Consider the following 26,435-nt stretch of genomic DNA (forward strand, 5'->3'; position numbering starts at 1 on the left):
TAACTTGACATCCTCCCCGCCCTAAATGAACTGACCCCACATTGCCTTTATGGTTAGCCTATTTGGCCGGAAAAAATCAATCCGCTCTCTTCCTTTATTTTCATATGAAAGTAGATAAACCCCTGCTCAAAAATCAACTTTTGATCCAGAGCAAAGAATTTTATCTCGCCATAAGTAGCCTAAACACGTTATTTGACAGAATTAACTGGAGGTTAATATGGTTAAAGTCTATGACCGCAATAGAAACCAAATTCGCCCTGGACAACGTGTTATGGTCGCACAATCGGGCAGGATTGATGTAGCCACAGCAATTCATGCTGACGGTCTTTCTGATATTCAGGCCGAACGTGCCAAATGTGTCGAATTGCAGCAAGCGGGTGAACGCTATGTTCCCTTTGAACTAGTGCGTCTTGGTCAATAACTATTTTAGTATTTCAACCTCTCATCTGACTTTACTCTAGGTAAATACCTTAAGGCCACCTAGCGTGGCCTTAATAGCGTGGTTTAGGTCACAGACTTTTTAACCCGTAAGTGCTTGAATACTGGCGGAGAGAGAGGGATTTGAACCCTCGGAGGAGTCACCTCCTCAACGGTTTTCGAGACCGTCCCGTTCAGCCACTCCGGCATCTCTCCGTGATAATAGTTGCCATCATGCTCTTTTTTGCGGCATGTTTACAGCACTCTGCCTTGATATCCAAGAGATCACATTGCGAGCGACCTGATGATTAAGTGGCTGTGGAAAGCAAATCAACCACAAGCAGAAGTGCTTGTACAATGGCATGAGGCGTTAGCCATTCCTTTGTTAGCCCCTTTAGATGAGGCGGAACAGCAACGTTTGGTTACCGTCGCCAGTCAAATTCTACAACAAAAGCGGATGGTTCCTTTGCAAGGGCTGGCAATGACACCACTAATGCAGGCTCGGCTGGCACTGCTTTTTGCATTGCCGGTGATGGAGCTGGGTGCTAAATGGCTAGACGGTTTTCATGAAGTCCTGATTTATCCCTCACCTTTTATTGTTGAAGAAGACTGGCAAGACGACCTCGGATTAGTACATACCGGGCAGACCGTGCAGTCCGGACAAAGTTGGGAACAGGGGCCGATTATCCTGAATTGGCAGGATATTCAGGACTCTTTCGATTTATCCGGCTTTAACTTGGTCATCCATGAAGCTGCCCACAAGTTGGATATGCGTAACGGTGGTAATTCCAACGGTGTTCCGCCTATCGCCATGCGCGATGTCGCTGCCTGGGAGTTCGATTTACATCGGGCAATGGATGATATTCAGGACGAAATTGATATGGTCGGAGTGGAAGGCACCAGTATGGATGCTTACGCAGCCAGCGATCCAGCTGAGTGTTTTGCCGTGCTTTCCGAATACTTTTTTAGTGCGCCCGAGTTATTAGCTTCACGTTTTCCCGCAGTCTATCGTCATTTCAGCAACTTTTATTTGCAAGATCCACTGGCTAGACTGAAAAAATGGGAGACACAACCGGTTCAGGATTGATGATTATTTTTTAATTAATATCAATGAATTGAATGATATTTCACCATCATAAGTATTTTTATTACCTAAATCGAATTATTTTGCTCAGATGCTGAGCAAACGCGCTTTTGTGCTGATTTTAGCGTTGACAGTTCGGCGTCCTCTGGATATCATGCGCCCCGTTCACACGATTCCTCTGTAGTTCAGTCGGTAGAACGGCGGACTGTTAATCCGTATGTCACTGGTTCGAGTCCAGTCAGAGGAGCCAAATTAGAGAAACCCGATTAAGGAAACTTAGTCGGGTTTTTTGCTATCTGTCGTAGGCTCAGACGGCTAACAGACCTCGATCCTACGATCGCGGCCTAGGGAAGAGAGGTAAAGAGTCAAGCGTCCACACCAAGGGCGCGGAACGCGTCTACCAAGACGTATTCACGGCGTCTTGACGATCTGCCTGTCTTCACCGCGGCGAACATTTGCTCATTAACCTCAGCCTGATTCAGGTTGCGATTTCCCTCTGGCCTGAAACCAAGGGAAGTCAACCGCCAAAAGTTAACCCCCCACCCCCTGATTCTGCTGAAAAACAAGCCAATACGTTCATTCTCTCGGCAAACGCACTTTTTTAGTAGTTTTCTACTTTGACAAACCCGCAGCCCCCCGCTATTATTCGCCTCGTTCACACGATTCCTCTGTAGTTCAGTCGGTAGAACGGCGGACTGTTAATCCGTATGTCACTGGTTCGAGTCCAGTCAGAGGAGCCAAATTAGAAAAACCCGATTAAGGAAACTTAGTCGGGTTTTTTGCTATCTGTCGTAGACTAAAATTGCTGACAAACCCGCAGGCCACCCCCACGACTATTCTACTCGTTCAAACGATTCTTCTTTAATTCAGCCAGTAGAACGGCAAGGGCGCGCCGGTCTCTCTTTTATATGGCTCACACGAGAACGTTTCCTCACGTAGTCCCGCCAGACAAGCGAGTTCCGCCTGTTTTAATCCCGCATTGACTCAAACCAATTATGGTCGTTCTAGATACACCAATCTTAAATAAATTATTTCCTTGATAAATTTAAAATTTATTTTTAGTCATTTTCAACTTAAAAATAAAGGATTAGTTTATTAAAGAAAGTAATAATTAAATTGAAATGAGTAAATCAGTAAATGCATGAAAATCAAACGGTAATAAACAACTGATATATCAGCCTCACCGAGGGAGAACATTAGAGTGGCGTTAAAATTGGCTTTTATGAAACGGTGATACTGTAAGCTCTAGGTAGCAATTTACAGCATAGAAATAAGCTTTCATACCTGTAACTGACCTACCGATAATTAACGAGCACCTTGCTTGACGCGTCTCGGTAAGAACAGTAACTCTCTGGTGACTTAGACGATGACAGGTAAATAAGAAATCACGATTGAATAGCATAACTTAACGGAACCAATGCACTAAGGCCAGGCAATCGCCTGGCCTTCTTGTTTTGCCCGAATTACTGCGGGTTACTTAACTTCGCCCATTGCTTTCAGTTTTTTCGATAATTCACGGCGTTCTTTAGACAGATCGGCATTTTTGATGATGTAATCATCAACACGGTCTTCATAATCGCCACGCATGTTAGCAATAATCCCCTGCACGTCTTCAATGCTCATGCCAGGTTTAATGTACTCGCTCAGGTTGTCGAGCAACAGAACACGTTTTTGGTTATCACGAATTTTCTTTTCGTTGTCGACGATTTCACGCTGCAATTTATTTTTGCGACGAAACATACGCACAAACTCCAAAACGTCCTGGAAAGTTGACTTGCTTACATTTTCCATTTTCACACCTTAGCTAAGTTTTACACAAATTCAATTGCTGGCGGCTGATGACCGGTAAACCATCATGTTGTCACAACGCATGACCTTAACAATACAGGTTAGCAGCAGCCAGAGACAAGATTCATTGACTTATCTTACCTTTTTTACCGCCCAGACAACAATTCCATCCCCTTTTGGCAGTAAATAACCGACTATCGCCGCATAGTCATATGAATAAGATCACCCAATTCTTTCAATTGGCGCGTCATTTCCATACTTAACCACACATAACCATAAATAGGCGCTTCCATTTGCTGGTTTTTAGCCGCGTTATCGATAAGATTTTGCAGCTCCACGCTAATTTCACTCAGTTCACTGGCAACACTTCGTTCAAATTCCGGCTGACCGCTGCGTAGACAATGACTCAGACTATCTAGCGTTCGGATTGTCAGTAACTGAGTATGCCGCAGTGTTTGAACATTTAGCAGCAGAAAATGGCTTTCTCTAGTAGCCCAATAAGTATCGGCCAACATTTCCAGGGTACAGACCAGATTACGGTATAGCGTTTGAATCGCGTTAAACACTTCCTTATCGATACCCGACTCTTTGGTAGCCGAGCCAATATAGGTCCGCATTTTAACTAGTCGCGCCAACTCAACTTTCATTTTATCGTCTAATCGTGGTCGATCCATGATATTCGGCGATAAATAAGCGGCATAAAGCATACTGGCGGCATGCAGGCTATCACTCAGTTGCATACGCCAGTGGGTAAAAGCGCGCTGTGGGTAAATACTGGTGAAAAATAAAGCCAACACCGAGCCAATAATCACATCGGTGCTCCGCCAAAGTGCGGTGTTCATATCCACCGAGGCCGAACCGCAGACTAATGCCAGTGTCACACCAATCAACAATGCCATATAAGGTCGATTACCCAGCGTGAGATAACCGCAAATAAACATCACAATAAAACACCATACCAACATGGCGCTGAAGGAGTGTTGCTGTATATACAGCGCCACCAGACCAGAGGCAGCACCAAACAAGGTTCCACCAATGCGCTGGATGGCGCGGGAGAAAACGTTCCCCCAATAAGAAAGCGGCCCCATCACTACCACCAGAGTAATTAATGCCCAAGTGGCTTCAGGAAAAGTCAGTAAACGGAGAATCAGAAAGGTTAGGACAAAAGCCACGCTAATGCGCAATGCATGAGCGATGCGATAGTGGCTATAAATCAGGTTATCCAGCGGCGTTATTGCTTTATCAAGGCGCACAACTTACTACCCACAGTTACCGGGAAAGGGGTAAGTTTAGCGGAGTTATCTTCATCTGACACTCCGCTAACCGTGATAAAATATGACAGTCATTATCATTGTTGGCATTAAGTAAAATTATCGTCGTATTTTACTTAAAATCGATCGCCATTTGTTCTTGAATGGTTAATCCCCGGCTAGACTCAACGCAGCACGCGACATAGTCGGTAAATCGCGGCGGTTTCGCCATTCCCAGATTTAAGAGACGCGTGTTATTAAAGCGCACATTTAGCATGGCAAAAGAACCGTATAAACGCATGGCTTTAAGCATTAATCGTTCATTACAGGGACCAAATATATTTTTGAGCTGATTACGCATTTGCACCAGCGCACTATAATCCACCTGCATATAATTGATACCTACAGGCTTTTGTTGTGCCGCCAGAGACATGGCATTGTCTATTTCAGCAAAACTGACACTATTTTCCTGCCCGGCGGAAATATGGTAAATATTATCTGGCAATGAAGGATGTAATAGTAAACAAATTAACGCATCGGCACAGTAATCTACGGGAATAACATCAATATGATCATCTAGTGCACACATAAATTTACGCATCATCAACGCCATGCGGAAAACCCAAAATATACTGCTCGAAGGCTGGCAACCTAAACGCGTATGACCGACCACAATAGAAGGTCGGGCAAATACCAACGGTAAATCGGGGCATTCTTGTGATAACAAACCTTCAATCGTTGATTTGGATTTAGTGTATTCGACCAAATGCCCTGAACTATCGGGCAATAATACCTGCTCATCGACCAGACTTCCTGCATCAGGAGTACAGGACATCGCAGTACCAACATGAACAAAACGCTGTAATCCACTGACCTGAGCCATTCTTTTTGCAAAAGCCAATGTCCCCTCAACATTGACCTTCCAGATTAACGGATTATTACCAAATGAAGCGACAGCAGCACAGTTAATAACATGGGTGACAAAATCAAGGCGTGGATCAGAAATAAAACTTTCCGGCTCGGATAAATCACCAAGTAATATATGATTTTCTGTTATTTTATCTAAAAGTTGTGGGGAAAGATAAAATTTCTCAAGGTTATATCTAACTCTGGCAACACCTTGCTCTTGAGTCTTTGCCCTAACAAGTAGCAGGTAATTAAACTCTGAATTCTCTAGCAGAAGTTTTTCTAATACTGCACCACCAAGAAAGCCTGTTGCTCCAGTTAATAAAAGCGTTTTCACCGTTTTAAAACTCCATTGAGTATTTTATAATTCTTATTGTATAAACCACAGAGTAAACGGATATTAAATAACTTGTTTATAAAACCATTATAATAAAACACTTTCCATTTCAAAATAAATCCGTCGATTTTTAATGATAAATATCATTATGTTCCAGTCTTTACCAACATCTATCAGTGACTAAAAACAGGTTTCCATGGGGATTCACTCCGTTTTATCGATGATAAAACTGACGTTAAATTAGCAGCAAGATGATATTCTTGTCACAAAGTTATCGGCAGCAACGGATGTGCCCAAACACATTAGCCAGAGTCAATAAAGGTTAAAATATCACCATGTCAAAATCCGCTTCCTCACCGACGTTTTACGTCCATGATTATGAAACCTTCGGCCAACATCCGGCATTGGATCGGCCCGCGCAATTTGCTGGAGTACGTACCGATCTGGATTTCAATATCATCGAAGAACCTTTGGTGGTGTATTGTTCGCCAGCAGACGATTACTTACCGCAGCCGGAAGCGGTAATGATTACCGGTATTACTCCGCAAACCGCATTGGCAAAAGGCATAAATGAAGCCGAATTTTCACAGCAAATTCATCAAGCTTTTAGCGTCGCGGGAACCTGTATTCTGGGCTATAACAATATCCGTTTCGATGATGAAGTCAGTCGTAATATTTTTTACCGTAACTTCTACGACCCTTACGCCTACAGTTGGCAAAACGGCAATTCTCGCTGGGATCTGCTGGATGTGATGCGTGCCTGCTACGCCCTGCGACCGGAAGGCATAATCTGGCCGGAAAACGACGATGGTCTGCCCAGTTTTAAACTGGAGCATCTCACCAAAGCCAATGGTGTTGAACATCTTCAGGCTCATGATGCGATGTCTGACGTTCATGCCACTATTGCTCTGGCCAAACTGGTTAAGCAAGCGCAGCCGCGGCTGTTTGATTACCTCTATCAGCATCGCAGCAAACACAAAATCAGCGCATTGATCGATATTGCCGAGATGACACCTTTGGTACACGTTTCCGGTATGTTTGGCGCAGCACGTGGCAATACCAGTTGGGTTGCACCACTGGCCTGGCATCCTGAGAATAAAAATGCCGTCATTATGTGCGATTTAGCCGGTGATATCTCGCCATTGCTGGAGCTGGATGCTGAAACGCTGCGTGAACGCTTATATACCCGACGGGATAAATTGAGCGCCGATCAGGCGGCAGTACCCATCAAGTTGGTGCATATTAATAAGTGTCCGGTATTGGCTCCAGCTAAAACGCTACTGGCAGAAAATGCCGAACGTTTAGCTATCGATCGCCAACGTTGTCTGCAAAATTTGCAAGTATTGCGTCAAAATCCGCAGATAAGGGAAAAGGTTGTCACGCTATTTGCCGAATCGCCGCCTTTTGCAGCCTCCAGCGATGTTGATGCTCAGCTATATGATGGCTTCTTTGGTGATGCCGATCGGGCGACCATGAAAATTATTCAGCAAACGGCTCCGCAAAATCTACCAGCGCTGGATCTGAGTTTTCAGGATCCTCGTTTGACAGAGCTACTGTTCCGCTTCCGCGCCAGAAACTACCCCAATACACTGGATGATAGCGAGCAACGGCGTTGGCAAAATCATCGTCGCGAAATGCTGAGTCCAGAACGGGTGCAGGAATATGTTCAGCAACTGGAACAATTCTATAATCTTTATGAAAGCGACAAAGAGAAGTTGGCACTGCTGAAAGATCTGTATGATTATGCTCGCGAATTGGTCAGTTAACGTCACTTCTCGCATAAAAAAACGGAGCTAATCAGCTCCGTTTTTCATCACAAATCAATCGCGTGTTTATTATTGTGCCGGCTCTTCATTGAACTGCGGTAACGCCTGACGGAAAACACGGGTTTTCCACAGCATATACGCCAAACCAATAGAACCCCAAACCAGACCTAAGGTCATTGAGCTGCTTTCCAGATTCATCCACAGCACGCCAACCGTACCGGCACCAATCACTGGCAGAACCAAATAATTGATATGATCCTTCAAGCTACGGTTCAGACGCTCCCGAATATAGAACTGGGAAATAACCGATAAATTAACGAAGGTAAAGGCGACCAACGCACCAAAGTTAATCAACGCCGTTGCTGTTACCAAATCGAAGGAAACTGCAGACAACGCCACGCCACCAACCAACAGTACGTTAATTGCCGGTGTACGCCATTTAGGATGTACGTAACCGAACACTTTCTCCGGGAATACGCCATCACGGCCCATCACGTACAGCAGACGAGAAACCCCAGCGTGTGCTGCCATTCCTGAAGCCAGTACCGTGACGCATGAGAAGCACAGAATCACTGACTGGAAGAACTTGCCCGCCACAAACAGCATGATTTCCGGCTGCGATGCATCAGGATCGGTGAAGCGCGAAATGTCTGGGAAATACAACTGCAAAAAGTAAGACACAGCGATAAAGATGATGCCGCCGATTAATGCCGTCAGGAAGATGGCTTTCGGGATCACTTTACCCGCATCCGGTGTTTCTTCAGACAATGAGCTGATACCGTCAAACCCAAGGAATGAGAAACAGAGTATCGTCGCACCGGTTATCATTGGCACCAAATAGGCGTTCTCTGAATAGAATGGCTTGGTGCTGACTAAAGTACCCGCTCCTTCCCCCTGATAAACGCCGTGAACCAATAGTCCGACGAAGACCACCATAATTGCTACCTGCACAACAACAATAACTGAATTCAGGTTAGCAACCACGTTAATACCACGCAGGTTGAACAAGGTCATTAGGGTGACGAGCGCACCGACAAAGATCCACGACGGTACACCAGGAAAAATGGCTTCCAGGTAAATTTTTGCCAATAGAATATTAATCATTGGCATGAACAGGTAATCCAGCAAGGATGACCAGCCCACCATAAAGCCGACGTGTGGGCTAATGGATTTTTGTGCATAAGTGTAAGCCGAACCCGCAGACGGGAAGCGCTTCACCAACTTGCCATAACTAATAGCAGTGAACAGCACCGCAATCAGGGCGATGGCGTAGGAGGTGGCAACGTGACCGTCGGTCAAGCCGGAAACAATACCAAAAGTATCAAAAATGGTCATCGGCTGGAGGTAGGCAAGACCCATCATAACCACTTGAACCAACGTCAGAGTTTTTCTGAGTTGGACGCGGTTATTGGTGCCAGTTTGATTGGTGCCGACCTGAACAGTTGAATTATGCGACATGATTCAGCCTCCCCATACCTTCGACCAGATTTGTGTTGGTACCACAAAGTCGAGAGGTGACGGGGAAACTTCGTATCTGCCTGGGATACGCAAGTGGGGTATTAAAAGCGGAATAACGGGTTGAATGAAAACCTGCTGCCCCATAATCGCTGCGTGCGCAGCGCATGCCGGTGGGCACCGACGCCAAAATGAACAATTGCCCCATCTTTCTTTCCTCATAACGGCGACTTCATAGTGTGAATAATCGCTCGCGAACCTATTTATCTATCCGGATCGTTGCCCGGCCTCTTGATTTGTGAAAACACGAATGCAAAAAAATAACCGACGAGTGATTAAAACGTCGGCTATTTCTTGGCGCGTATTCTGCACTAATCCGAGAGCAAAAAACAAGATGTTAAAACCGTCTGAAACAAGTTTATTTCACTCTGCGAAGAAAAATGCCACTTTCCGCTGGTTATCTGGCCTGTACAGCACTTTTTATTCGCTACAGCAGTGCTGCTCTGTCCCCAAATGCCATAGGTTCAGTATGCAGCCAACATGGTTAAAGCGATATCTACCGCATGGGGGATGACCATGCGGCTAAAGCGTTTGGACAACGGCCAACCACCGTTACCATCATGCTGGCAATTAGAAGTCGTAGTTGACGCCAACCATATAACGACGACCATCCAATACTTTATTGTTCACTTCGATATCAACACGCTTATCCAGCAGGTTATAAACGCCCCCCATTAAGCGCAGATCTTTAGTAAGCCGATAGTTAGCACCAAGATCAACAAAGGTATAAGACGGGGTGGTCGCGCCAATGCTGGTACGATCCAGATACTCGGAGGTTTTACCGCGATAGTTGGCACGAATCCAAGTAGCCAGATCTTCGGTCGTTTTCCAGTCGAGGGTCGCATTCAACATATGCTTAGGCATTTGGTTCAATGGCTTGCCAGCAAAATCGCCACTTTTTTGCTTAGATTGAGTGAAAGTATAATTGGTACCCAATGTCCAAGCTTCAGTGATATCCCAGTTAAAGGTTGCTTCAACGCCACGCAAAGTCGCCTCATCAACGTTAATGCGCTCACTGATATATTTGTAGCTGGAACCTTCATGCACACATTGCCCGGAAGCATTACCGGTGCTGTCTGTACATTTGCGAACTTCAGTAATTTTGTCACGGAAATCGGTGTTAAACAGCGTGACACCCGCGTTCAGATCAGCCTGATTATCCCAAAGCACGGCAATCTCTTCGCTGACACTGGTTTCTGGTTTCAGGTTCGCATTACCCAAAATGATCGCCGGATCACCACGTCCCCCGGTGATTTGCCCCCAGTTTTCTGTTGCCTGCCGCAAATCTGGTGAGCGATAACCAGCAGAAACACCGCCCTTCAACGTCCACTCCTCTGCCAGATGCCAGACACCATACAAACGCGGTGTCCAGTGAGTACCGTAGTTCTGATCCTGATCCATACGAATGCCGCCGGTCAGGGCGAAATCGTTGGTCATCTGCCATTCATCTTCGGCAAACAGCGCCCAATTCCAACGGGTTAACTTATTCAGGTCCTTGGCACTACTCAGTTGATTATTGTCATCATACAATTCTTCAAAACGATATTGTCCGCCCAGAATTAACGTATGACTATCCAATAAAAAAGAAGTCTGAGTATTAAAGACATTATCAACGCTTTTCATTTTGCGAGATGGATTACGGGTTTCATCACGCTGCACATAGCTGGTTGAATTACCAAAATCATAATAACCATTGTGGGTAATGGAGTAGTTATTACGATCGTATTGAACATCGCTATTTTTATCCATTTCCTTAATGGAATAACCCGGTGTAGCATTGCGATCCTGCACGTAATGGCCAAGTTCAAAATCAAATTCGTTGTTATCGTCGGGTGTTAACGTCAATGTCGCTGCACCGTTACGCATTCTCTGTTCGTTATAACCATTAACGATTTTATCTTCACTACGATGCGAAAGCAGGCCGCTGACTTTTAATCCCAATAAACCGTCGATTAACGGACCGGAAGCATAGGCGTTAGTCTGGAGCATATCACCGGATTTAGAGTCTTCCTGCAAAGTTGTATCGGCACGCAGCGAACCAGCCCACGCTTTGCCGACTTTGCGGGTGATGATGTTAATCACCCCGCCCATCGCATCGGAACCGTACAGTGAAGACATCGGCCCACGCACCACTTCGATGCGTTCAATGGCAGCCAAAGGTGGCAACCAACCCTGTTCAATACCTGAGCCATCGCTGTTCGGCCGCGTACTGCGGGTATCCACACGCTTACCGTTAACCAGAATCAGGGTATATTTGGCTGCCATTCCACGAATACTAATGTCGCTTTTACTACCACCACCAGTGACCACAACACCGGGGACATCTTTCAGCGCATCAGTAACATCACGATAAGCCTTATTTTCGATTTGCTGGCGAGTTACTACTGAAATAGATGCCGCAGAATCCTGAATACGTTGTTGAAAACCAGTTGCAGTGACGACCATGGTATCTGCGGGAACGATATTCTTTGTTTCTGCTAGCGATTGGGCAGAAAATATCGCCGCAGTAATTAATACCGCTGTTTTTGTTTTACTAAAGACTGCCATTACCATTCTCCATCAGGCATTTAAATTATTAAATATTTTTATGTATTTAGAGTGATTACTCACTAAAACAGAAAGATTACTTTCCGGAATTTATGCTTAAAATTATTATTGGAATAACATCGAGGATATAACTTAATAAACCACCATATTTATCTGGAATATATAAATACGGCGGCCTGAATTTTAAATTAGATTGTCGGCTCAGTGACCAACCCATCAATTAATACTTGTGGCGTTCCCTGAGAACAACGCTCAATTCGCCCTTTAACACCGTAGACTTTAGCCAGACTAGCCGGCGTGATGACGTCTTCCGGCAGACCATCAGCAATCAAATTACCATTTTGCAGCATCAAAACGTGATCACCGTGGCGCAATGCGATATTAATATCGTGAACGACCACTACGGTAATAATGTTGCGTTGCTGGGTTTCCTGCCGCACCAGATCCATCACGTGGAATTGGTAGTTAAGATCCAACGCACTCAATGGCTCATCCAACAATAGCAGAGAGGGTTGACGAATCAGCGATTGCGCCAATCCTACCAATTGTTTTTGTCCACCAGAGAGTTGATCCAGATAACTTAATGCCAAATGGGAAATACCCAATTGCTCCAGCAACATCATCACTTCAGCTTCACTGCTGGCATTGCTACGACCACCGGATGCCCGTTGAGCGACAATAATCGATTCCAGCACATGTAAATGCACACCAGCCGGTAGCGATTGCGGTAAATAAACCACCTGCTCAGCACGTTGGGAAAACGGCATTTGCATCAGATTATTGCCGTCCAACCACAGTTGCCCTTCCGCACGGTTTAACCCAGCTAAAGCGCGTAGCAAGGTGGATTTACCGCTACCATTTGGCCCTAGCAACACGGTAATCTTGCCACGAGGCAGCAGCGAAACATTTAAATTCTGGATAACCGGACGCTTTGGGTAACCCGCATTAAAAGATTCAATACGCAGACCTGAATTCATACATTCCCCCGATGGCGCAGAATAATACTCAGGAAGAAGGGAACGCCCACCAGCGAGGTCACGATACCTACCGGAATAATGACGCCAGGAATCAGGTTTTTCGAAGCAACTGACGCCATTGACAATACCAACGCACCAATAAGAGCACTCGCTGGCAGATAGAAACGATGATCTTCACCAAAAATCATGCGGGCAATGTGCGGAGCAACCAAGCCGATAAAACCAATCGGACCGACAAAAGCCACCGCCAGCGCAGACAGCATACTGATGCGTAACAAGGTGCCCAAACGCAGACGGCGTACATCAATACCGAAACTGACGGCCCGATCCTCACCTAAACGCAGTGCGGTCAACTTCCACGAGTTCATCATGGAAAGCGGCAGCATCAAAACAAAGACGCCGAGCATAATACCCAGTTTGGTCCAGGAAGCCCGTGCCAAACTGCCCATTGTCCAGAACACCAGGCCTTGCAACGTGTCTTCACTGGCGATGAACTGCATCATGGAAACCAGCGCATTAAAGGTAAACACCAGCGCGATACCAAACAACACCACGCCCGAGGTCGCCACCCGCGTCCAGCGGGTAATACCGTCCAGCATCAGTGCGGCAAACAGAGCAAAGATAAAGGCATTTACCGAAATAAACCATTGGTCAGGGACGCCGGGAATACCGATGCCGGACACAATCGCCAATGCAGCACCAAAGGCCGCGGCCGAAGACACGCCCAGTGTAAAGGGGCTAGCCAGCGGATTATTGAGAATTGTCTGCATCTCAGCCCCTGCCAGGCCGAGGGACAAGCCGATAACTACGGCCATTAAGGCATAGGGCAGCCGAATATCCCACACGATAACCCGCGTGCCAGCATCAGCGCTGGCAGGGTCGATCAACGTCTGCCACAACGACGAGAGTGATAATCCGGAAGGTCCCATGGTGAAATCCAGCAGCAAACAGCCAAGGATAGCCAACGCCAATACCGCCAGAATCAATAATCGATGGCGCACTATATTTTGATAGCGCCCCATGACGCTGGTATCAGTCTGACTCTTCACTTTTGGTACGGATTCCGCAATTACACTCATTGTTTCAGTTACCTGTTACAGACTATTTCGTTGAATCAACCCAATAGGTTCCGGTTGGCTCAATGGCCAGGAACTGAGAATATAAGCTATTCATGGTTTTATTAGGATCGAGGTCGGCAAACTGCTCTGGATAGAACCATTTAGCAAAAATCTGAATCGCTAAAACGTTATAAGGAGAGTTGTAGAAGTTATGCCAAATACCGTAGCTGCGCCCATTTTTTACCGCGCTTAAGGTATTAATTCCTTTACGGTCAAGAATGGTTTGCAGGCTGGACTGCGCCTGTGCTTTGGTCACTTGTGCACCTAAAGAAACGCCAGGTGCATTATTGTCAGGAGCCTTACCGCCGCTAGCAATATAGATATCCGGATTAGCCGATAATACTTTTTCCAGATTTACCGTGCCTAAAGCGCCCGGCAGCAGGTTTTTGGCCATATTATTGCCGCCAGCCTGATCGATAAAGTCACCCATATTACCTTTACCGGCAGTACCGCAGCATTCTTCCATTGCCCCAGCGCGCAGTTCGATAAATACGCTCGGTTTTTTATCTGCTGGAATCTTGCTGGTTATCTCGGTCACTTTACGCACATTATCTTCATAGAATTTAATGTAGTCATTGGCTTGCTGTTCGCGATGCAACACTTTGCCCAACACACGCATACTTGGCAGGGTGTTTTTCAGCGGAGAAGTGCGGAAGTCAACAAACACCACTGGAACACCGGCTTTTTCCAATTGTTTAACCAACTCGCTGTTTTTACCGGGGCCGTGACCAGACAGACCAAAAATAGCGATATCCGGGTTTAGCGTCAGTACTTTTTCAGGGCTAATACTGTCGGCGGTGGTATTGCCGATCAATGGGATATTATCAACCTGCGGGAATTTGGCTTTATAGACGGCGTAAGTCTGGGTATCCAATTTGCGGAAGTCCCCTTGCCAACCGACGATACGGTCGAACGGTTTTTGGCCTTCCAGCAATGAGACTGCGTAGAATAAGCGGCCTTCACCCAACAGGATACGCTCAACTTTAGCCGGTATAGCTACCGAGCGACCGGCCATATCAGTGATATTTTCAGCCCAAGCGCTAAAACTCGCCATGAATGTGCAGCCCATCAAAAGACTGATACTTAAACCTTTAGCCATTTTCCGTGATACAGATTTCACGCAGATATCCTTGATCGTCTTTATAAGATGGCGCTAACAATAAAACAAACGATAATACTTATCAATAAGATTACTAAAGGTTGTTGAATGTAATCTTTTGTAAAACCACAATTGTTAATATAATTTAACTAATGCGTTTCATTTTCATTCGATTGAATAAACAGACCTGACCCATGTAGGCAAAGTTTTCACCTTAGATTTCACAAAAAAAATAAGGTATGAATTTTTCTCATTAAAAAAGGGCGATTAAATAATCGCCCTTTTTTACACTCACTGGATTTAAAACCGGCATATTCGCGCGGAATCAAAACAACTTAGTCTTCATCTTTCCATTTCGGGAATTGCATTTCGTCATACTTGACGACTTTGGTACCACGACTCAGCTTATAACCAAGCCAGATAATCAGGAATAGCGGCAGCCCGATATAAGTCGCCGTTACAGCGTACCAATCAATTCGGTCTTGCAGAAATGCCTGATAGTTCTGACCCAGCGTGATAATCAAACATAATACAAAGGCAAAAATCGGCCCCAGCGGGAAGAATCCGGACTGGTACGGCAAATCATTCAAATCACGCCCTTGCTTGATATAACCACGACGGAAGCGATAGTGACTGATGGCAATCCCTAACCAGGCGATAAAGCCGGTCATACCGGAAGTATTGAGTAGCCACAGGTAAACCGTCTGGTTGCCGTACATCGAGCTGAGGAAGCACAGACCCGCAACCACGGTGGTGGCATACAGCGCGTTACGCGGCACACCGCCTTTGGACAGTTTGGCAAAAATACGCGGAGCCTTACCTTCGGATGCCAGAGTAAACAACATTCGCGTCGAGGCGTACATACCGGAGTTACCCGCAGATAATACCGCGGTCAGAATAACCGCATTCATTATCGCCGCCGCTGACAGCAAACCTGCATTCTGGAATACCAACGTGAACGGGCTGACGCTGATGTCTTTCACATCGTTACGCAATAAGTTCGGATCGGTATAAGGAATGATCAGGCTGATAATCAGAATCGCCAAAATATAGAACAACAGAATACGCCAGAATACCTTGCGAATAGCGCGCGGGATATTCTTGCCCGGGTCTTTTGATTCCCCGGCAGCAATACCAATCAGTTCTGTCCCCTGGAAGGAGAAACCGACGATCATCGCCACACCGATCATCGCTGAGAAGCCACCGGCAAAGGGCGCGTCACCGATAGCCCAATTGTGCCAACCGGCGCTTTCACCACCTTTCATGATGCCCATAATCATCAGTACGCCGATGATGATAAACACGATAACGGTGGTGACTTTGATCAGCGAGAACCAGTATTCCGCTTCGCCAAAACCTTTAACCGAAATATAGTTCAGCAAGAACATTAAGCCGAGGAATAACGCACTCCAGATCCAGCCGGGCGTTTCCGGGAACCAATAATTCATCACCAACTGTGCTGCCACCAGGTCAACCGCGATAGTCACGGCCCAGTTGTACCAATAGTTCCAACCCAGCGCAAAGCCGAAGCCCTCTTCTACGTACTTGGAACCGTAGGTGGAAAATGAACCTGAAACCGGCATAAACGCGGCTAATTCACCCAAGCTGGTCATCAGGAAGTAAACCATCAAACCAATAAGCGCGTACGAGAGCAATGCGCCCCCTGGCCCTGCTTGCGAAACTGTTGCGCCCGAGGCGACAAACAGGCCGGTACCAATAGAGCCACCGATGGCGATCATGGCTAAGTGCCGCGACTTCAACTCCCGGCGCAATCTCTGTGCACCATGCTGCACCGGGATTTTATTTTCTGTATGAGCCATTGTTCTCTAATCTGCCCTAAATCTGCTCTAAAAAAATCGAGGCGGGATTGTAACAAATCCCGCCACCATGGGTAGTCTGAATGCACAGATATAAGATACCTTCATGATCTCTACCCTATTATTAGTAAAATCCTAATGAAAATGACCACTTTGACGAGCAAAACAGCAGCATAACAGTATAAAACCTGAGACTACGTCAATAGGAATGCCGATTAATCCACTTCGGTACAATAGCCGAGGAAGCGTTGCAGCACCTTTGACAGGTGTTTTTGACGGTGATGGATCACATACAAAGTGCGCACCAGCGGTGGTAACGGTTGTTGAATTTCCACCAGACTGCCGCTGGATAATTGCTCAGCAATCACCCGCCGGGACAGGCAACTGATGCCCATACCGTAACGCACCGCATGCTTAATTGCCTCCGAGTTACCCAATTCCATCAACAGCGTAAAATGGGGTAAATGGGTCAGCAGAAGATGATCCAACACTTCGCGCGTACCCGATCCTCGCTCACGCAAGATCCACGGCGCGTGAGCCAGCTCTTCCAGCGTCACCGGCCGGTGACATAACGGATTATCCGGGGCGGCAAAAACCACCAGCTCATCGCTAAGCCAAGGACGAGTGATCAGATCCGGCATATGGCAAGGCCCTTCAATCAGCCCAAGATCGACGCGAAAATCTGCCACTTCCGCGGTAACATCCTGCGTATTACCAATATTCAATTCCAACGGTGTCGTAGGGAAATCACTACGATAGCGCGCTATCATACCGGGCAACATATAATTGCCAATGGTACTGCTGGCGGCAATACGCAATGCACCCATGTCTTGCCGAAAAAGCTGTTCAATCTCCGAAGACTGTTCCAATAATGCCAACGCCTTAGGATAAAGCAGGCGGCCATGTTCATTGACTACCAAACGTTTTCCCACACGATCAAATAACTGCACCCCAAGTTGACCTTCCAAATCGGCCAATGCCGCGCTAACCGCAGACTGGGACAATGACAAAATAACCGAGGCTTGAGTCGTTGATCCGCTTTTCAATACTTCAGTGAAGACTTCAAGCTGACGCAAGGTGATATGCATAATGCTCTCTCTGAGACTTTTATTGTAATAAAAACCGGTAGCGTTGCTTTGCCAATGTTTGCGTGCCGAAAACGAAAATATCCGATGATGTGGGCTACGGATAAAAGGGTAATGACCTCCCACAGAAAATACCGTTTTAAGGTTAACATCTTTGCCGAAAAGCGCAGGAAAACCCAGGTAATCCTCCGTAAAAAGAGTGGTTATTTGTCATGAGACGCTATGAATAGCCAATAAAAAAAAGTGCAGAGCAAGGCAAGTATCCCATTGAGCAATAACCAAAGCACGAGAAGGTAGCTAAAGGTTTCCTTCAGCGGGATACCACGGTCGGAGTGAAAAGGATTGAAGTGCGGCATGTTGGCGATGGAAAAAGGATTCAGATTATACAATTGGAAGAAATAGGCGAGCAGTGTCGGTGGTGCCATAGAATACACAACAGCGGTAGACAGCATAATAATCAGCAAGGATTTTTCATGTTTTGTATTTTTCATGTTGCTCCTTTGGCACCTGATTTATCAAACCAGTATACCCGCGTTATTCCTTTGACGAACAAAGCGCTATTTTCACTGCCCTGTCGATACCACTTACCACTTATACAAATAAGTTATAACCATATAATCAATTTAACCAATTTACCTGCGCCCTGTAAGCTATCACCGTATTGACAGGAAGTTAGGAGATAACGATGGTAACTCACCCAATGAGAGAACGGCAACGGCAACCGATTTCACTGACGCGCTTTATCCCCGGATTAGTTTTGACCGGCATACTGACTGCGGTAGCGATTCATGTCGGGAATATGCCGTGGTTTGTCAATTTGGGTCTCGGGGCACTCACGTTAGCCATATTGTTCGGTATTTTGCTGGGTAATACCCTGTATCCCTGGTTACAAACTCCTTGCTCCGCTGGCGTACTGCTGGCAAAACAGCAACTATTACGCTTGGGTATTATTTTGTACGGCTTTCGCCTGACGTTCCAGCAGGTCGCTGACGTGGGTGCCACCGGGATGTTGATTGACCTGCTGACACTCAGTTCAACCTTTTTACTGGCTTGCTGGCTGGGCAGAAAAGTCTTTGGTCTGGATCGACAAACCGTGATGTTAATCGGTGCCGGTAGTAGCATTTGCGGAGCCGCCGCCGTGATGGCCACGGAGCCGGTCTTGAAAGCCGATGCCAGCAAAGTTGCCGTAGCCGTGGCGACTGTAGTGATTTTCGGTACTTTGTGTATCTTTGTTTACCCGTGGTTTTATCAGCTGAATCTGCACTACCAATGGCTTCCTTTCACTCAGGAAACCTTTGGTATCTTTGCCGGTTCAACTATCCATGAAGTTGCTCAAGTGGTCGCTGCGGGTCATGCGATCGGCTCAGAAGCGGAAAATGCAGCGGTCATTACCAAAATGATTCGGGTCATGATGTTAGCTCCTTTCCTGCTGGTGTTATCGGGTTATCTTAGCCATAACCGCCATCCTTCAGCTCAAAATCAGAAAAGTGCTATCACTATTCCTTGGTTCGCCGTGATCTTTATTGCGATGGCCGGGTTTAACTCTTTGCATTTATTACCTGAGCCAGTGGTGAACCATCTGATTACGCTGGATACCATCTTGCTGGCGATGGCGATGGCGGCATTAGGTCTGACAACCCATATAGGTTCTATCCGTCAAGCCGGGGTAAAACCGTTGTTGCTGGCTTTATTACTGTTTATCTGGCTGATTGTCGGCGGTGGCACTATTAATATGCTGGTTCAACACTGGATTGGCTAATGTCCGCCAACCGACGTAATCTGCCCTCTGCTGCCCATCGGTAGAGGGTTTTTCGTTCCCTCAGGTGTAATCCGCCGTCAGTCATTCAATCCGATCGTTATCAATGCCATAATGAGCGTGATATTAAAGGAGAATTGAATGAAATTTGTCGGTGCACATGTCAGCGCGGCAGGCGGCGTAGATCAAGCCGTTATTCGGGCGAACGAAATCGGCGCAACCGCCTTTGCATTATTTACCAAGAATCAGCGCCAATGGCGTGCTGCCCCGTTGGCAGAAGATGTTATTGAAAAATTCAAACGAGCCTGCGCTGAGCTTAACTACAACGCAGCACATATTTTGCCTCATGATAGTTATCTGATTAATTTGGGCCATCCGGTGAGGGAGGCGCTGGATAAATCTCGCGAAGCCTTTATTGACGAGCTGACGCGCTGTCAGCAACTGGGATTGACCTTACTCAACTTCCACCCAGGTAGCCATTTACTGCAAATCGATGAAGAACGCTGTCTGGCTCGGATTGCCGAATCGATCAATATCGCGCTGGATGCCACTCAGGGCGTGACCGCCGTTATTGAAAATACCGCCGGGCAAGGTAGCAACCTGGGCTTCAAGTTCGAACATTTGGCAGCCATTATCAATGGGGTGGAAGATAAAAGTCGGGTAGGCGTATGTATCGATACTTGCCACGCTTTTGCTGCCGGTTATGACCTGCGAACCGAAGACGACTGTGAGCGTACTTTTGCCGCCTTAGGCGAAATTGTCGGTTTTGAATATTTGCGTGGAATGCATCTGAATGACGCCAAGAGCGAATTCAATAGCCGGGTCGATCGCCATCATAGTCTTGGCGAGGGAAATATCGGTAAAACCGTGTTCAGCTACATTATGCGCGATCCACGTTTTGACAATATTCCGTTAATTCTGGAAACCGTCAATCCTGATATTTGGCCGGAAGAGATTGCTTGGCTGAAATCTCAAGCTAAAGGCTAAAAGTGGCGCGGAACACGCGTTATCATCCTTGACATCCTCCCAGCCCTGAAGGTCGGGGATACAAGGCGCACGGGATAAAAAAACCGGAGTCTGCACTCCGGTTTTTTTTGGCTCAAACAGAGTAGTTACACTGCTTTGGCAACGGGCGCATCCGCACGTTTTAGGAATGCGTACAGCACCCCGGCCAACAGAGTACCGGCAGCAATCGCCACCAGATACAGCAACACTGGATGAATAGCACCAGGAATCAGCAACACAAACAGGCCGCCGTGTGGTGCCATCAATTTGGCACCGAACGCCATAGATAGCGCCCCCGTTAATGCACCACCGGCGATACAGCAAGGCAATACGCGCATTGGGTCACGTGCGGCGAACGGAATCGCCCCTTCAGAGATAAAGCACAGACCCAGAACCAACGCCGCTTTACCGCCTTCTTGCTCACCTTTGTCGAATTTATGCCGTGCCAGCAGCGTCGCCAGCCCCATCGCTAGCGGTGGCACCATACCTGCCGCCATAATCGCCGCCATAGGTGCATAAACCGCAGAACTCAGCAATGCCACGCCAAAAGCATAGGCCGCTTTGTTCACCGGGCCGCCCATATCGGTACACATCATGGCACCCAGAATAGCACCCAGCAGTACCGCATTCGCCGTACCCATAGCTTGCAGCCAGTGAGTCAGACCTTCCATGATTTTCGCCACCGGCGTACCGACCACGTAAATCATCACCAAACCGACAATCAAGCTGGCCACCAGCGGAATGATCAATATCGGTTTAAGCGCTTCCATACTCTGCGGCAAACGCAGTTTGGTGCTGATCGCTTTAGCAACATAACCGGCAAGGAAACCCGCAATGATCCCACCGAGGAAACCGGCACCCGTGCTGACTGCCAGCATCCCGCCGATCAAACCAGGGGTTAAACCTGGGCGGTCGGCAATGGAGAAGGCAATAAAACCGGCTAATACAGGCACCATCAGTGCGAAGGCTGAACCACCACCGATTTGCATCAGCGCTGCGGCCAAAGTACCTTTCTCTTCAAAGGCTTTGATACCGAAGACAAATGACAACGCAATACACAGACCGCCAGCCACCACCATCGGCAACATGTAAGAAACGCCAGTCAGCAGATGGCGATAAGCGCCGCCGCCTTCGGTTTTTTTCACGCCGCCGCCACCGTGGGATTTCGGCTGGTACACTTCAGCTTCAACCAAGGCTTTATCCAGCTCCTGCACGGTTTTCTTCAATGCCAGACCGGTGGAAGTGCGATACATCGGTTTACCGGCAAACTTATCCAGATCCACTTCAATATCCGCTGCCACAATGACCAAATCGGCCGCGGCCACTTCTTCCGGCGTAATACTGTTGCCTGCGCCCACCGAACCACGAGTTTCAACTTTCACCCACCAACCACGTTTTTTTGCTTCACTTTCAATGGCTTCAGCCGCCATAAAGGTGTGAGCTACGCCTGTTGGGCAGGCAGTAATAGCAACAATACGTTTTGGCCCGTGAGTTACCGCAGGTGTAGCAACGGCAGCCTGATAAGGCTGCGCGCTGACAACCGCGTCGGCCAGGAACGCATCTGGGTCACGAACCGCTTTGTCCAAATCGCCAAGGTAAACTTTCTTACCGTTCAGCGCGCTGTCTGCTGGTACGGTGGAACCGGCGACTATCACCAGTTCAGCCTCGTCCGCTTTTTCAACCCATGTCAGCCCGGCCTTGGCCGCCGCTGCACCCAGCATTAAGGTTGCCAGATGTCCACTGGCCGTTCCCCGTGCGCTGTCTATTATCAGTAGCGTTTTCATTTCGCCTCCGAAGATCAATTAAAAGGTTTTAGATCCACCCTGGCCATCATGGCGGCCAGTTGCGGACGATCGGTAACACCAACGTTGCTCTGGCTGACAGCCAAAGCAGCCACTGCCGTTGCCAATCGCAGCGTATGTTCACTGGATTCGCGCATCAGCAGGCCATAAATCAAACCACCAACCATCGAGTCACCGGCACCAACGGTACTGACAACTTCACAAGCCGGTGGTTTAGCCAACCAGGCACCGGAAGCGTTAACCCATAGCGCCCCCTCAGCACCCAACGAAATCACTACGTGGGCAATGCCCTGATCCCGTAATGCATGAGCGGCTTCCACCACATCAGATAAGGCTGGCAATGGACGGCCAGCCCAAATTTCCAGCTCACGACGGTTGGGTTTAACCAACCACGGCGATGCTTTCAGACCAGCAACCAGCGCTTCACGACTACTGTCGAAAATAATGCACGGGCACTGGCTACGCAGGCGTTTCATCCAATCGGTAAAATCATCTGGATCGACGCCAGAAGGCAAACTACCGCTGACGGCAACCATATCGAACTGGCCTAGCCAGCTCAGGGAGTCGGTCACGAAACGATCCCAATCCTGCTTGCTGACATCAAAACCGGAGAAGTTGAAATCCGTCACTTCACCGTCTTTTTCTGTCAGTTTGACGTTAATTCGGGTACGACCCGGCACGACCTGAAAACGGTTGGCGATGCCCAGATTGCTGAATAAATGCTGGAAACCGTCCTGATTATCTTTACCCAGGAACCCGCCGACAGTGACATCGATACCCAGATCTTTTAGAACCTTAGCGACATTAATGCCTTTACCGGCAGCGTGCAGACCGGCGGTTTTCACCAGATTCACTTCACCGCGTTCAATTTCTGGGCAGAACCCAACCAGATCGTAAGCCGGGTTCAGGGTAATAGTAGCGACTCTTCTGCTCATGCTGCGCCCTCCCCTAAACCTGCGGTGATAGCTGCACCAATCGCATCCAATGCTGTCTGCGCATCTTCACCGTTAGCGGTAAAGCGTAGGCGGTTCCCTTTTTTAACACCAAGTGCCACTACTTTCATCAGACTGCGTCCATTTGCTGGTTTACCGGTGCCGTCCAAATTGGTCACAGTAATTTCACTGGTAAACTGTTTGATTGTATTAACTAATATCGTACCTGGGCGCGCGTGCAGCCCGTGCTCATTACGAATAACAAATTCTGCACTGAGTGCCTGACTCTGCTCTACATATTCGCTGGTCAGCAATGCCAGCACGGTGGCCGCATCAGCGTTCAGCAAAGCGTCAGCTTTTTTTGCCAACAGTAAATGGCTTAAATAGTTCAGCACCATCAGCGGTTGCTGATCCGCCATCGACACCGTCAGCAACAGGGCAACTTTATCGCCGTTATGCTCAAAAGGAGCGACCGGACGGCTGAGCGTCACCGCGCTGAGCAAATTGCCTGCGCGGCTGTCACTAAGCCAGATGCCCTGCCCCAGGTTTAATGGCGTGCGGGTAATCACTTCGCTGACGAAGCCCGCATCCACAGCACCAATTTGTTGCAGACGGCCTGCGTTTAGCGCTTGCAGGGTCATCAGGCTGTCAGCGGCTACGTCGAGGGTAATTAGTGAAGTATCGAAATGGAACTCCGCCGTTTTTTTCTCACCCATCAACAAGCTACGTAACTCTTCCGCCGATGTGGTTTTCGCTAGTTGTGCTGCAACTGCATCATCGCTCAAAACGTGCGTCAACTGGCGCAGCAGCGCCAAATGCTCATCCGAACGGGCGGCGATACCAATCACGATGTAAGCGGTTTGATCTTCGCCCCAGGCAATGCCTTGCGGGCACTGAAACACCTGCACACCGGTATTACGCACCAGATCGCGGGTATCAGTCGTACCATGAGGAATCGCAATGCCATTACCTAAATAAGTCGAGGTTTGCAGTTCTCGTTGCAGCATGCCATCAACATAGGCGGCATCCACACAACCGGCTTCGGTCAGTGCGGCGGCGACTTGCCTGATAGCGTCGTTTTTTTCGGTTGCCTGAGCAGCCAGATGGATATTCTTCAGTGACAACTGGAACATAAGTCTCCTCTCCTGCCGAAATTGAATCGTTCAGCTACTATGAGAAAAAGGAGCGTTACCCTTTATCACTTGGTGAGTCAGATAACGCTGAAACGTTTCAATCAGTGTGTTTGCACATTGGGGTTTATGCAAGTTTTCTTCATTCCGTCGTTATGGATTTTTGATGTTCCGCACATTTCTAGTTTAACGCTCCATTTGCTCAACGGGATAAATGTAGAAATGGCATACTTTGCTGACGAATTGCTGATGGAGAGAAAATATGTCTGTGGTAGTCGGTGTCGGTGTAATCATGGTTAACGCACAAGGGCTGATACTCTTGGGGAAACGCTGCGGTAAGCACGCGCCTTACTGGTCAATTCCTGGTGGACATCTGGAGGCCGGGGAATCCTTTGAACAATGTGCCGTACGTGAAGTGGCTGAAGAAACCGGGTTACTCATTCAGCAACCGCAGGTCATTGCCCTGACGAATAATATTGCGACTTGGCAGGCGGAGGGCAAGCATACGGTTTCAGTGTGTTTACTGGCTAAATATTCCGGCGGTGAGGTGGAAAACAAAGAGCCGGAGAAATGCGAACAATGGATTTGGTGCGATCCGGCCAAGCTACCGGAGCCCCACTTTGAGGCCAGTGCCAATGCCATTCATTTATGGTTAACAACGCAATTTTATCGCTCATCACACTAAAAAAATAGCGTTATGTAAATAAGTATATAACCAACCATTTCATCACGTTATTGACAATGGTTGGTAGAAAAATGAGCACTCATGGCATTTATATTCAGCAATTTTGAACTAATCTTGCCAAATACCTCTATCTAGTTAGTTTTCAGCGAATAATCCACTTACAATAAACATACTTTAATTATGGACAAAGTACCGTCTTGTCCAACCTACACCAATCTTCTTTCTATAAAAATTATTAGAGATATAACAAGGATGCAATATGAGCAAAAAACAGACTGAATTCGGTAAGCGACGTCGATGGGGATGGCTATGGCTACTGCTGATAGGCATCATCCTCGGTGCCGCTTTGTTGGCTGGAACTGCCACCGTTTTCCATAAAACCAGTGACACAGCTTTCTGCGTTTCCTGCCATACCATGCAACAACCATTAGCTGAATATCAGGGCAGCATCCACTTCCAAAATCCCAAAGGGATCCGTGCCGAATGTGCCGATTGTCACGTTCCGCATGAGCCACTGGATTACTTATGGACCAAAATCCGCGCAGTCAAAGACATTTATGGTGAAATGGCTGGCACCATCAGCACGCCAGAGAAGTATGAGGCCCATAAACTGGCGATGGCGCAATCAGTGTGGAAAGCCCTTAAAGAGAGTGACTCCGCGACTTGCCGCTCATGCCACAGTTTTGATGCGATGGATATCACTGCACAAAGTGCTGAAGCACGAATTCAGCACCCCGTTGCCATCAAAAACGGTGAAACCTGCATCGACTGCCATAAAGGTGTTGCTCACATTCTGCCCGATATGAGTGAACTGACCCAGGCCGGTGCCGCCGAACTGGCTACCGCCGCTGCTCAAACACCACCGAATGCGACCACCCTTTATACCATTGCCACCGAGCCATTCTTTATGAAAGCGGGTGACAGCCACAACGCCGGTAATTTGATGCCATCCACCGAGGTTCACGTGGTTAAGCAGCAAGGTGATCAGGTACTGGTCGATGTGAATGGTTGGCAACAAGATGGCGTGGCTGAAGTGTTCTATGCCGCCCAAGGCAAACGTATTCTGAGTGTGTTGCTGGGTGAAGATGCACAGAAAGCGTTGAAAACCCTGTCAACCCAAACCGATGCAGAAACCGATCTGATCTGGCACAAAGTGGCATTGCAGGTTTGGTTACCGAAAAAACAACTGGTGGACGATCAACAAAAAATTTGGCGCTACTCCGCTGATATGATGTCAGCCAACTGTACGGGTTGCCACGGACTGACCGCTCTGGACCGTTTTAATGCCAACCAGTGGATTGGTGTGATTAAAGGCATGGCACCGCGCACTTCCCTGACTCAGGAGCAGTTACGCGTACTGACACAATACGTACAAAAACATGCCAGTGATATGCCGGCCAAGTCGTAAGCGAGAGGCGA

General features: G+C 47.6%; 21 protein-coding genes and 3 tRNA genes. 9 read left to right on the forward strand and 15 right to left on the reverse strand.

Features of this window, described 5'->3' with window-relative positions:
* The first annotated feature begins 217 nt into the window (after positions 1–217).
* Positions 218–421 (forward strand): putative selenium delivery protein YdfZ, encoded by a 204-nt coding sequence (gene ydfZ, locus DJ39_RS13500; RefSeq protein WP_038242086.1) that lies wholly within the window; start codon positions 218–220, stop codon positions 419–421.
* 122 nt (positions 422–543) lie between these two features.
* Here the strand turns inward: ydfZ and DJ39_RS13505 are convergent.
* Positions 544–633, reverse strand: a tRNA-Ser gene (locus tag DJ39_RS13505).
* An 88-nt stretch (positions 634–721) separates the two neighbouring features.
* Here DJ39_RS13505 and mtfA point away from each other — a divergent pair.
* The 3 genes from mtfA (at position 722) to DJ39_RS13525 (ending at position 2,241) form a co-directional block, all read left to right on the forward strand.
* A complete protein-coding gene (gene mtfA, locus DJ39_RS13510; RefSeq protein WP_004722982.1) occupies positions 722–1,504 on the forward strand; it encodes a DgsA anti-repressor MtfA in 783 nt (260 codons plus the stop codon).
* A 171-nt stretch (positions 1,505–1,675) separates the two neighbouring features.
* Positions 1,676–1,751, forward strand: a tRNA-Asn gene (locus DJ39_RS13515).
* 414 nt (positions 1,752–2,165) lie between these two features.
* Positions 2,166–2,241 (forward strand) — tRNA-Asn (locus DJ39_RS13525).
* A 733-nt stretch (positions 2,242–2,974) separates the two neighbouring features.
* Here DJ39_RS13525 and tmaR read toward each other — a convergent pair.
* The 3 genes from tmaR to DJ39_RS13540 all read right to left on the reverse strand — a co-directional run bounded on the left by tmaR (position 2,975) and on the right by DJ39_RS13540 (position 5,782).
* Positions 2,975–3,292, reverse strand: a complete 318-nt coding sequence (tmaR, locus tag DJ39_RS13530; protein ID WP_038244102.1) for a PTS system regulator TmaR — start codon at positions 3,290–3,292, stop codon at positions 2,975–2,977.
* Positions 3,293–3,483: 191 nt separating this feature from the next.
* On the reverse strand, positions 3,484–4,542 hold the full coding sequence (locus DJ39_RS13535) for an FUSC family protein (protein WP_004720876.1): 1,059 nt from the start codon (positions 4,540–4,542) through the stop codon (positions 3,484–3,486).
* A gap of 130 nt (positions 4,543–4,672) precedes the next feature.
* The gene (locus DJ39_RS13540; RefSeq protein ID WP_004720877.1) at positions 4,673–5,782 is read right to left on the reverse strand and encodes an SDR family oxidoreductase; all 1,110 of its coding nucleotides are present in this window, start codon (positions 5,780–5,782) and stop codon (positions 4,673–4,675) included.
* Positions 5,783–6,117: 335 nt separating this feature from the next.
* Between DJ39_RS13540 and sbcB the strand changes: the two genes are divergently transcribed.
* A complete protein-coding gene (gene sbcB, locus DJ39_RS13545) occupies positions 6,118–7,548 on the forward strand; it encodes an exodeoxyribonuclease I (protein ID WP_004720878.1) in 1,431 nt (476 codons plus the stop codon).
* Positions 7,549–7,617: 69 nt separating this feature from the next.
* Here sbcB and DJ39_RS13550 read toward each other — a convergent pair whose 3' ends face one another.
* The 8 genes from DJ39_RS13550 to DJ39_RS13590 all read right to left on the reverse strand — a co-directional run bounded on the left by DJ39_RS13550 (position 7,618) and on the right by DJ39_RS13590 (position 18,197).
* A complete protein-coding gene (locus tag DJ39_RS13550; protein ID WP_004720879.1) occupies positions 7,618–9,006 on the reverse strand; it encodes an APC family permease in 1,389 nt (462 codons plus the stop codon).
* A 627-nt stretch (positions 9,007–9,633) separates the two neighbouring features.
* Positions 9,634–11,610: a ligand-gated channel protein gene (locus DJ39_RS13555; RefSeq protein ID WP_461716752.1), complete on the reverse strand. Its 1,977-nt coding sequence runs from the start codon at positions 11,608–11,610 to the stop codon at positions 9,634–9,636.
* A 188-nt stretch (positions 11,611–11,798) separates the two neighbouring features.
* On the reverse strand, positions 11,799–12,587 hold the full coding sequence (locus tag DJ39_RS13560; RefSeq protein WP_038244115.1) for an ABC transporter ATP-binding protein: 789 nt from the start codon (positions 12,585–12,587) through the stop codon (positions 11,799–11,801).
* Positions 12,584–13,666: a FecCD family ABC transporter permease gene (locus DJ39_RS13565; protein WP_038244116.1), complete on the reverse strand. Its 1,083-nt coding sequence runs from the start codon at positions 13,664–13,666 to the stop codon at positions 12,584–12,586. Before DJ39_RS13565 ends, DJ39_RS13560 begins: the two co-directional genes overlap by 4 nt.
* A 22-nt stretch (positions 13,667–13,688) precedes the next feature.
* Positions 13,689–14,804 carry an ABC transporter substrate-binding protein gene (locus DJ39_RS13570; RefSeq protein ID WP_276574056.1) on the reverse strand — a complete coding sequence of 372 codons (1,116 nt, stop codon included), beginning with the start codon at positions 14,802–14,804 and terminating at the stop codon, positions 13,689–13,691.
* A 335-nt stretch (positions 14,805–15,139) separates the two neighbouring features.
* Positions 15,140–16,624, reverse strand: a complete 1,485-nt coding sequence (locus tag DJ39_RS13575; RefSeq protein ID WP_004720889.1) for an amino acid permease — start codon at positions 16,622–16,624, stop codon at positions 15,140–15,142.
* Positions 16,625–16,836: 212 nt separating this feature from the next.
* A complete protein-coding gene (gene yieE, locus DJ39_RS13580) occupies positions 16,837–17,709 on the reverse strand; it encodes a DNA-binding transcriptional regulator YeiE (RefSeq protein WP_038244123.1) in 873 nt (290 codons plus the stop codon).
* A 200-nt stretch (positions 17,710–17,909) separates the two neighbouring features.
* The gene (locus DJ39_RS13590; RefSeq protein ID WP_038244127.1) at positions 17,910–18,197 is read right to left on the reverse strand and encodes a hypothetical protein; all 288 of its coding nucleotides are present in this window, start codon (positions 18,195–18,197) and stop codon (positions 17,910–17,912) included.
* Positions 18,198–18,391: 194 nt separating this feature from the next.
* Here DJ39_RS13590 and DJ39_RS13595 point away from each other — a divergent pair, with 194 nt between their 5' ends.
* A complete protein-coding gene (locus DJ39_RS13595; RefSeq protein ID WP_038251472.1) occupies positions 18,392–19,465 on the forward strand; it encodes a YeiH family protein in 1,074 nt (357 codons plus the stop codon).
* A 138-nt stretch (positions 19,466–19,603) separates the two neighbouring features.
* A complete protein-coding gene (nfo, locus tag DJ39_RS13600) occupies positions 19,604–20,449 on the forward strand; it encodes a deoxyribonuclease IV (protein ID WP_004720895.1) in 846 nt (281 codons plus the stop codon).
* Positions 20,450–20,574: 125 nt separating this feature from the next.
* Here nfo and fruA read toward each other — a convergent pair whose 3' ends face one another.
* From fruA to fruB, 3 genes are read right to left on the reverse strand one after another with little or no spacing between them, the layout of a single operon-like run.
* The gene (fruA, locus tag DJ39_RS13605) at positions 20,575–22,251 is read right to left on the reverse strand and encodes a PTS fructose transporter subunit IIBC (RefSeq protein ID WP_004720896.1); all 1,677 of its coding nucleotides are present in this window, start codon (positions 22,249–22,251) and stop codon (positions 20,575–20,577) included.
* Positions 22,252–22,265: 14 nt separating this feature from the next.
* Positions 22,266–23,204 (reverse strand): 1-phosphofructokinase, encoded by a 939-nt coding sequence (gene fruK / locus DJ39_RS13610; RefSeq protein ID WP_038244133.1) that lies wholly within the window; start codon positions 23,202–23,204, stop codon positions 22,266–22,268.
* The gene (gene fruB, locus DJ39_RS13615) at positions 23,201–24,334 is read right to left on the reverse strand and encodes a fused PTS fructose transporter subunit IIA/HPr protein (protein ID WP_004720900.1); all 1,134 of its coding nucleotides are present in this window, start codon (positions 24,332–24,334) and stop codon (positions 23,201–23,203) included. The genes fruK and fruB overlap by 4 nt, the downstream gene beginning before the upstream one ends.
* A 259-nt stretch (positions 24,335–24,593) precedes the next feature.
* On the opposite strand from fruB, the gene DJ39_RS13620 reads away from it, so the two are divergent.
* A complete protein-coding gene (locus tag DJ39_RS13620) occupies positions 24,594–25,016 on the forward strand; it encodes a nucleotide triphosphate diphosphatase NUDT15 (RefSeq protein ID WP_004720902.1) in 423 nt (140 codons plus the stop codon).
* 259 nt (positions 25,017–25,275) lie between these two features.
* Positions 25,276–26,424 carry a NapC/NirT family cytochrome c gene (locus DJ39_RS13625; protein ID WP_004720904.1) on the forward strand — a complete coding sequence of 383 codons (1,149 nt, stop codon included), beginning with the start codon at positions 25,276–25,278 and terminating at the stop codon, positions 26,422–26,424.
* Positions 26,425–26,435: the final 11 nt, after the last annotated feature.

It is taken from the genome of Yersinia ruckeri ATCC 29473, from assembly GCF_000754815.1.
GTDB lineage: Bacteria > Pseudomonadota > Gammaproteobacteria > Enterobacterales > Enterobacteriaceae > Yersinia > Yersinia ruckeri.

What these genes read in the sequence shown, in the direction of transcription:
- ydfZ (WP_038242086.1), top strand. Translation starts at nt 218, where the DNA reads ATGGTTAAAGTCTATGACCGCAATAGAAACCAAATTCGCCCTGGACAA.
- mtfA (WP_004722982.1), top strand. Translation starts at nt 722, where the DNA reads ATGATTAAGTGGCTGTGGAAAGCAAATCAACCACAAGCAGAAGTGCTT.
- tmaR (WP_038244102.1), bottom strand. Translation starts at nt 3,292, where the DNA reads ATGGAAAATGTAAGCAAGTCAACTTTCCAGGACGTTTTGGAGTTTGTG.
- sbcB (WP_004720878.1), top strand. Translation starts at nt 6,118, where the DNA reads ATGTCAAAATCCGCTTCCTCACCGACGTTTTACGTCCATGATTATGAA.
- DJ39_RS13550 (WP_004720879.1), bottom strand. Translation starts at nt 9,006, where the DNA reads ATGTCGCATAATTCAACTGTTCAGGTCGGCACCAATCAAACTGGCACC.
- DJ39_RS13555 (WP_461716752.1), bottom strand. Translation starts at nt 11,610, where the DNA reads ATGGCAGTCTTTAGTAAAACAAAAACAGCGGTATTAATTACTGCGGCG.
- DJ39_RS13560 (WP_038244115.1), bottom strand. Translation starts at nt 12,587, where the DNA reads ATGAATTCAGGTCTGCGTATTGAATCTTTTAATGCGGGTTACCCAAAG.
- DJ39_RS13565 (WP_038244116.1), bottom strand. Translation starts at nt 13,666, where the DNA reads ATGAGTGTAATTGCGGAATCCGTACCAAAAGTGAAGAGTCAGACTGAT.
- DJ39_RS13570 (WP_276574056.1), bottom strand. Translation starts at nt 14,804, where the DNA reads ATGGCTAAAGGTTTAAGTATCAGTCTTTTGATGGGCTGCACATTCATG.
- DJ39_RS13575 (WP_004720889.1), bottom strand. Translation starts at nt 16,624, where the DNA reads ATGGCTCATACAGAAAATAAAATCCCGGTGCAGCATGGTGCACAGAGA.
- yieE (WP_038244123.1), bottom strand. Translation starts at nt 17,709, where the DNA reads ATGCATATCACCTTGCGTCAGCTTGAAGTCTTCACTGAAGTATTGAAA.
- DJ39_RS13590 (WP_038244127.1), bottom strand. Translation starts at nt 18,197, where the DNA reads ATGAAAAATACAAAACATGAAAAATCCTTGCTGATTATTATGCTGTCT.
- DJ39_RS13595 (WP_038251472.1), top strand. Translation starts at nt 18,392, where the DNA reads ATGGTAACTCACCCAATGAGAGAACGGCAACGGCAACCGATTTCACTG.
- nfo (WP_004720895.1), top strand. Translation starts at nt 19,604, where the DNA reads ATGAAATTTGTCGGTGCACATGTCAGCGCGGCAGGCGGCGTAGATCAA.
- fruA (WP_004720896.1), bottom strand. Translation starts at nt 22,251, where the DNA reads ATGAAAACGCTACTGATAATAGACAGCGCACGGGGAACGGCCAGTGGA.
- fruK (WP_038244133.1), bottom strand. Translation starts at nt 23,204, where the DNA reads ATGAGCAGAAGAGTCGCTACTATTACCCTGAACCCGGCTTACGATCTG.
- fruB (WP_004720900.1), bottom strand. Translation starts at nt 24,334, where the DNA reads ATGTTCCAGTTGTCACTGAAGAATATCCATCTGGCTGCTCAGGCAACC.
- DJ39_RS13620 (WP_004720902.1), top strand. Translation starts at nt 24,594, where the DNA reads ATGTCTGTGGTAGTCGGTGTCGGTGTAATCATGGTTAACGCACAAGGG.
- DJ39_RS13625 (WP_004720904.1), top strand. Translation starts at nt 25,276, where the DNA reads ATGAGCAAAAAACAGACTGAATTCGGTAAGCGACGTCGATGGGGATGG.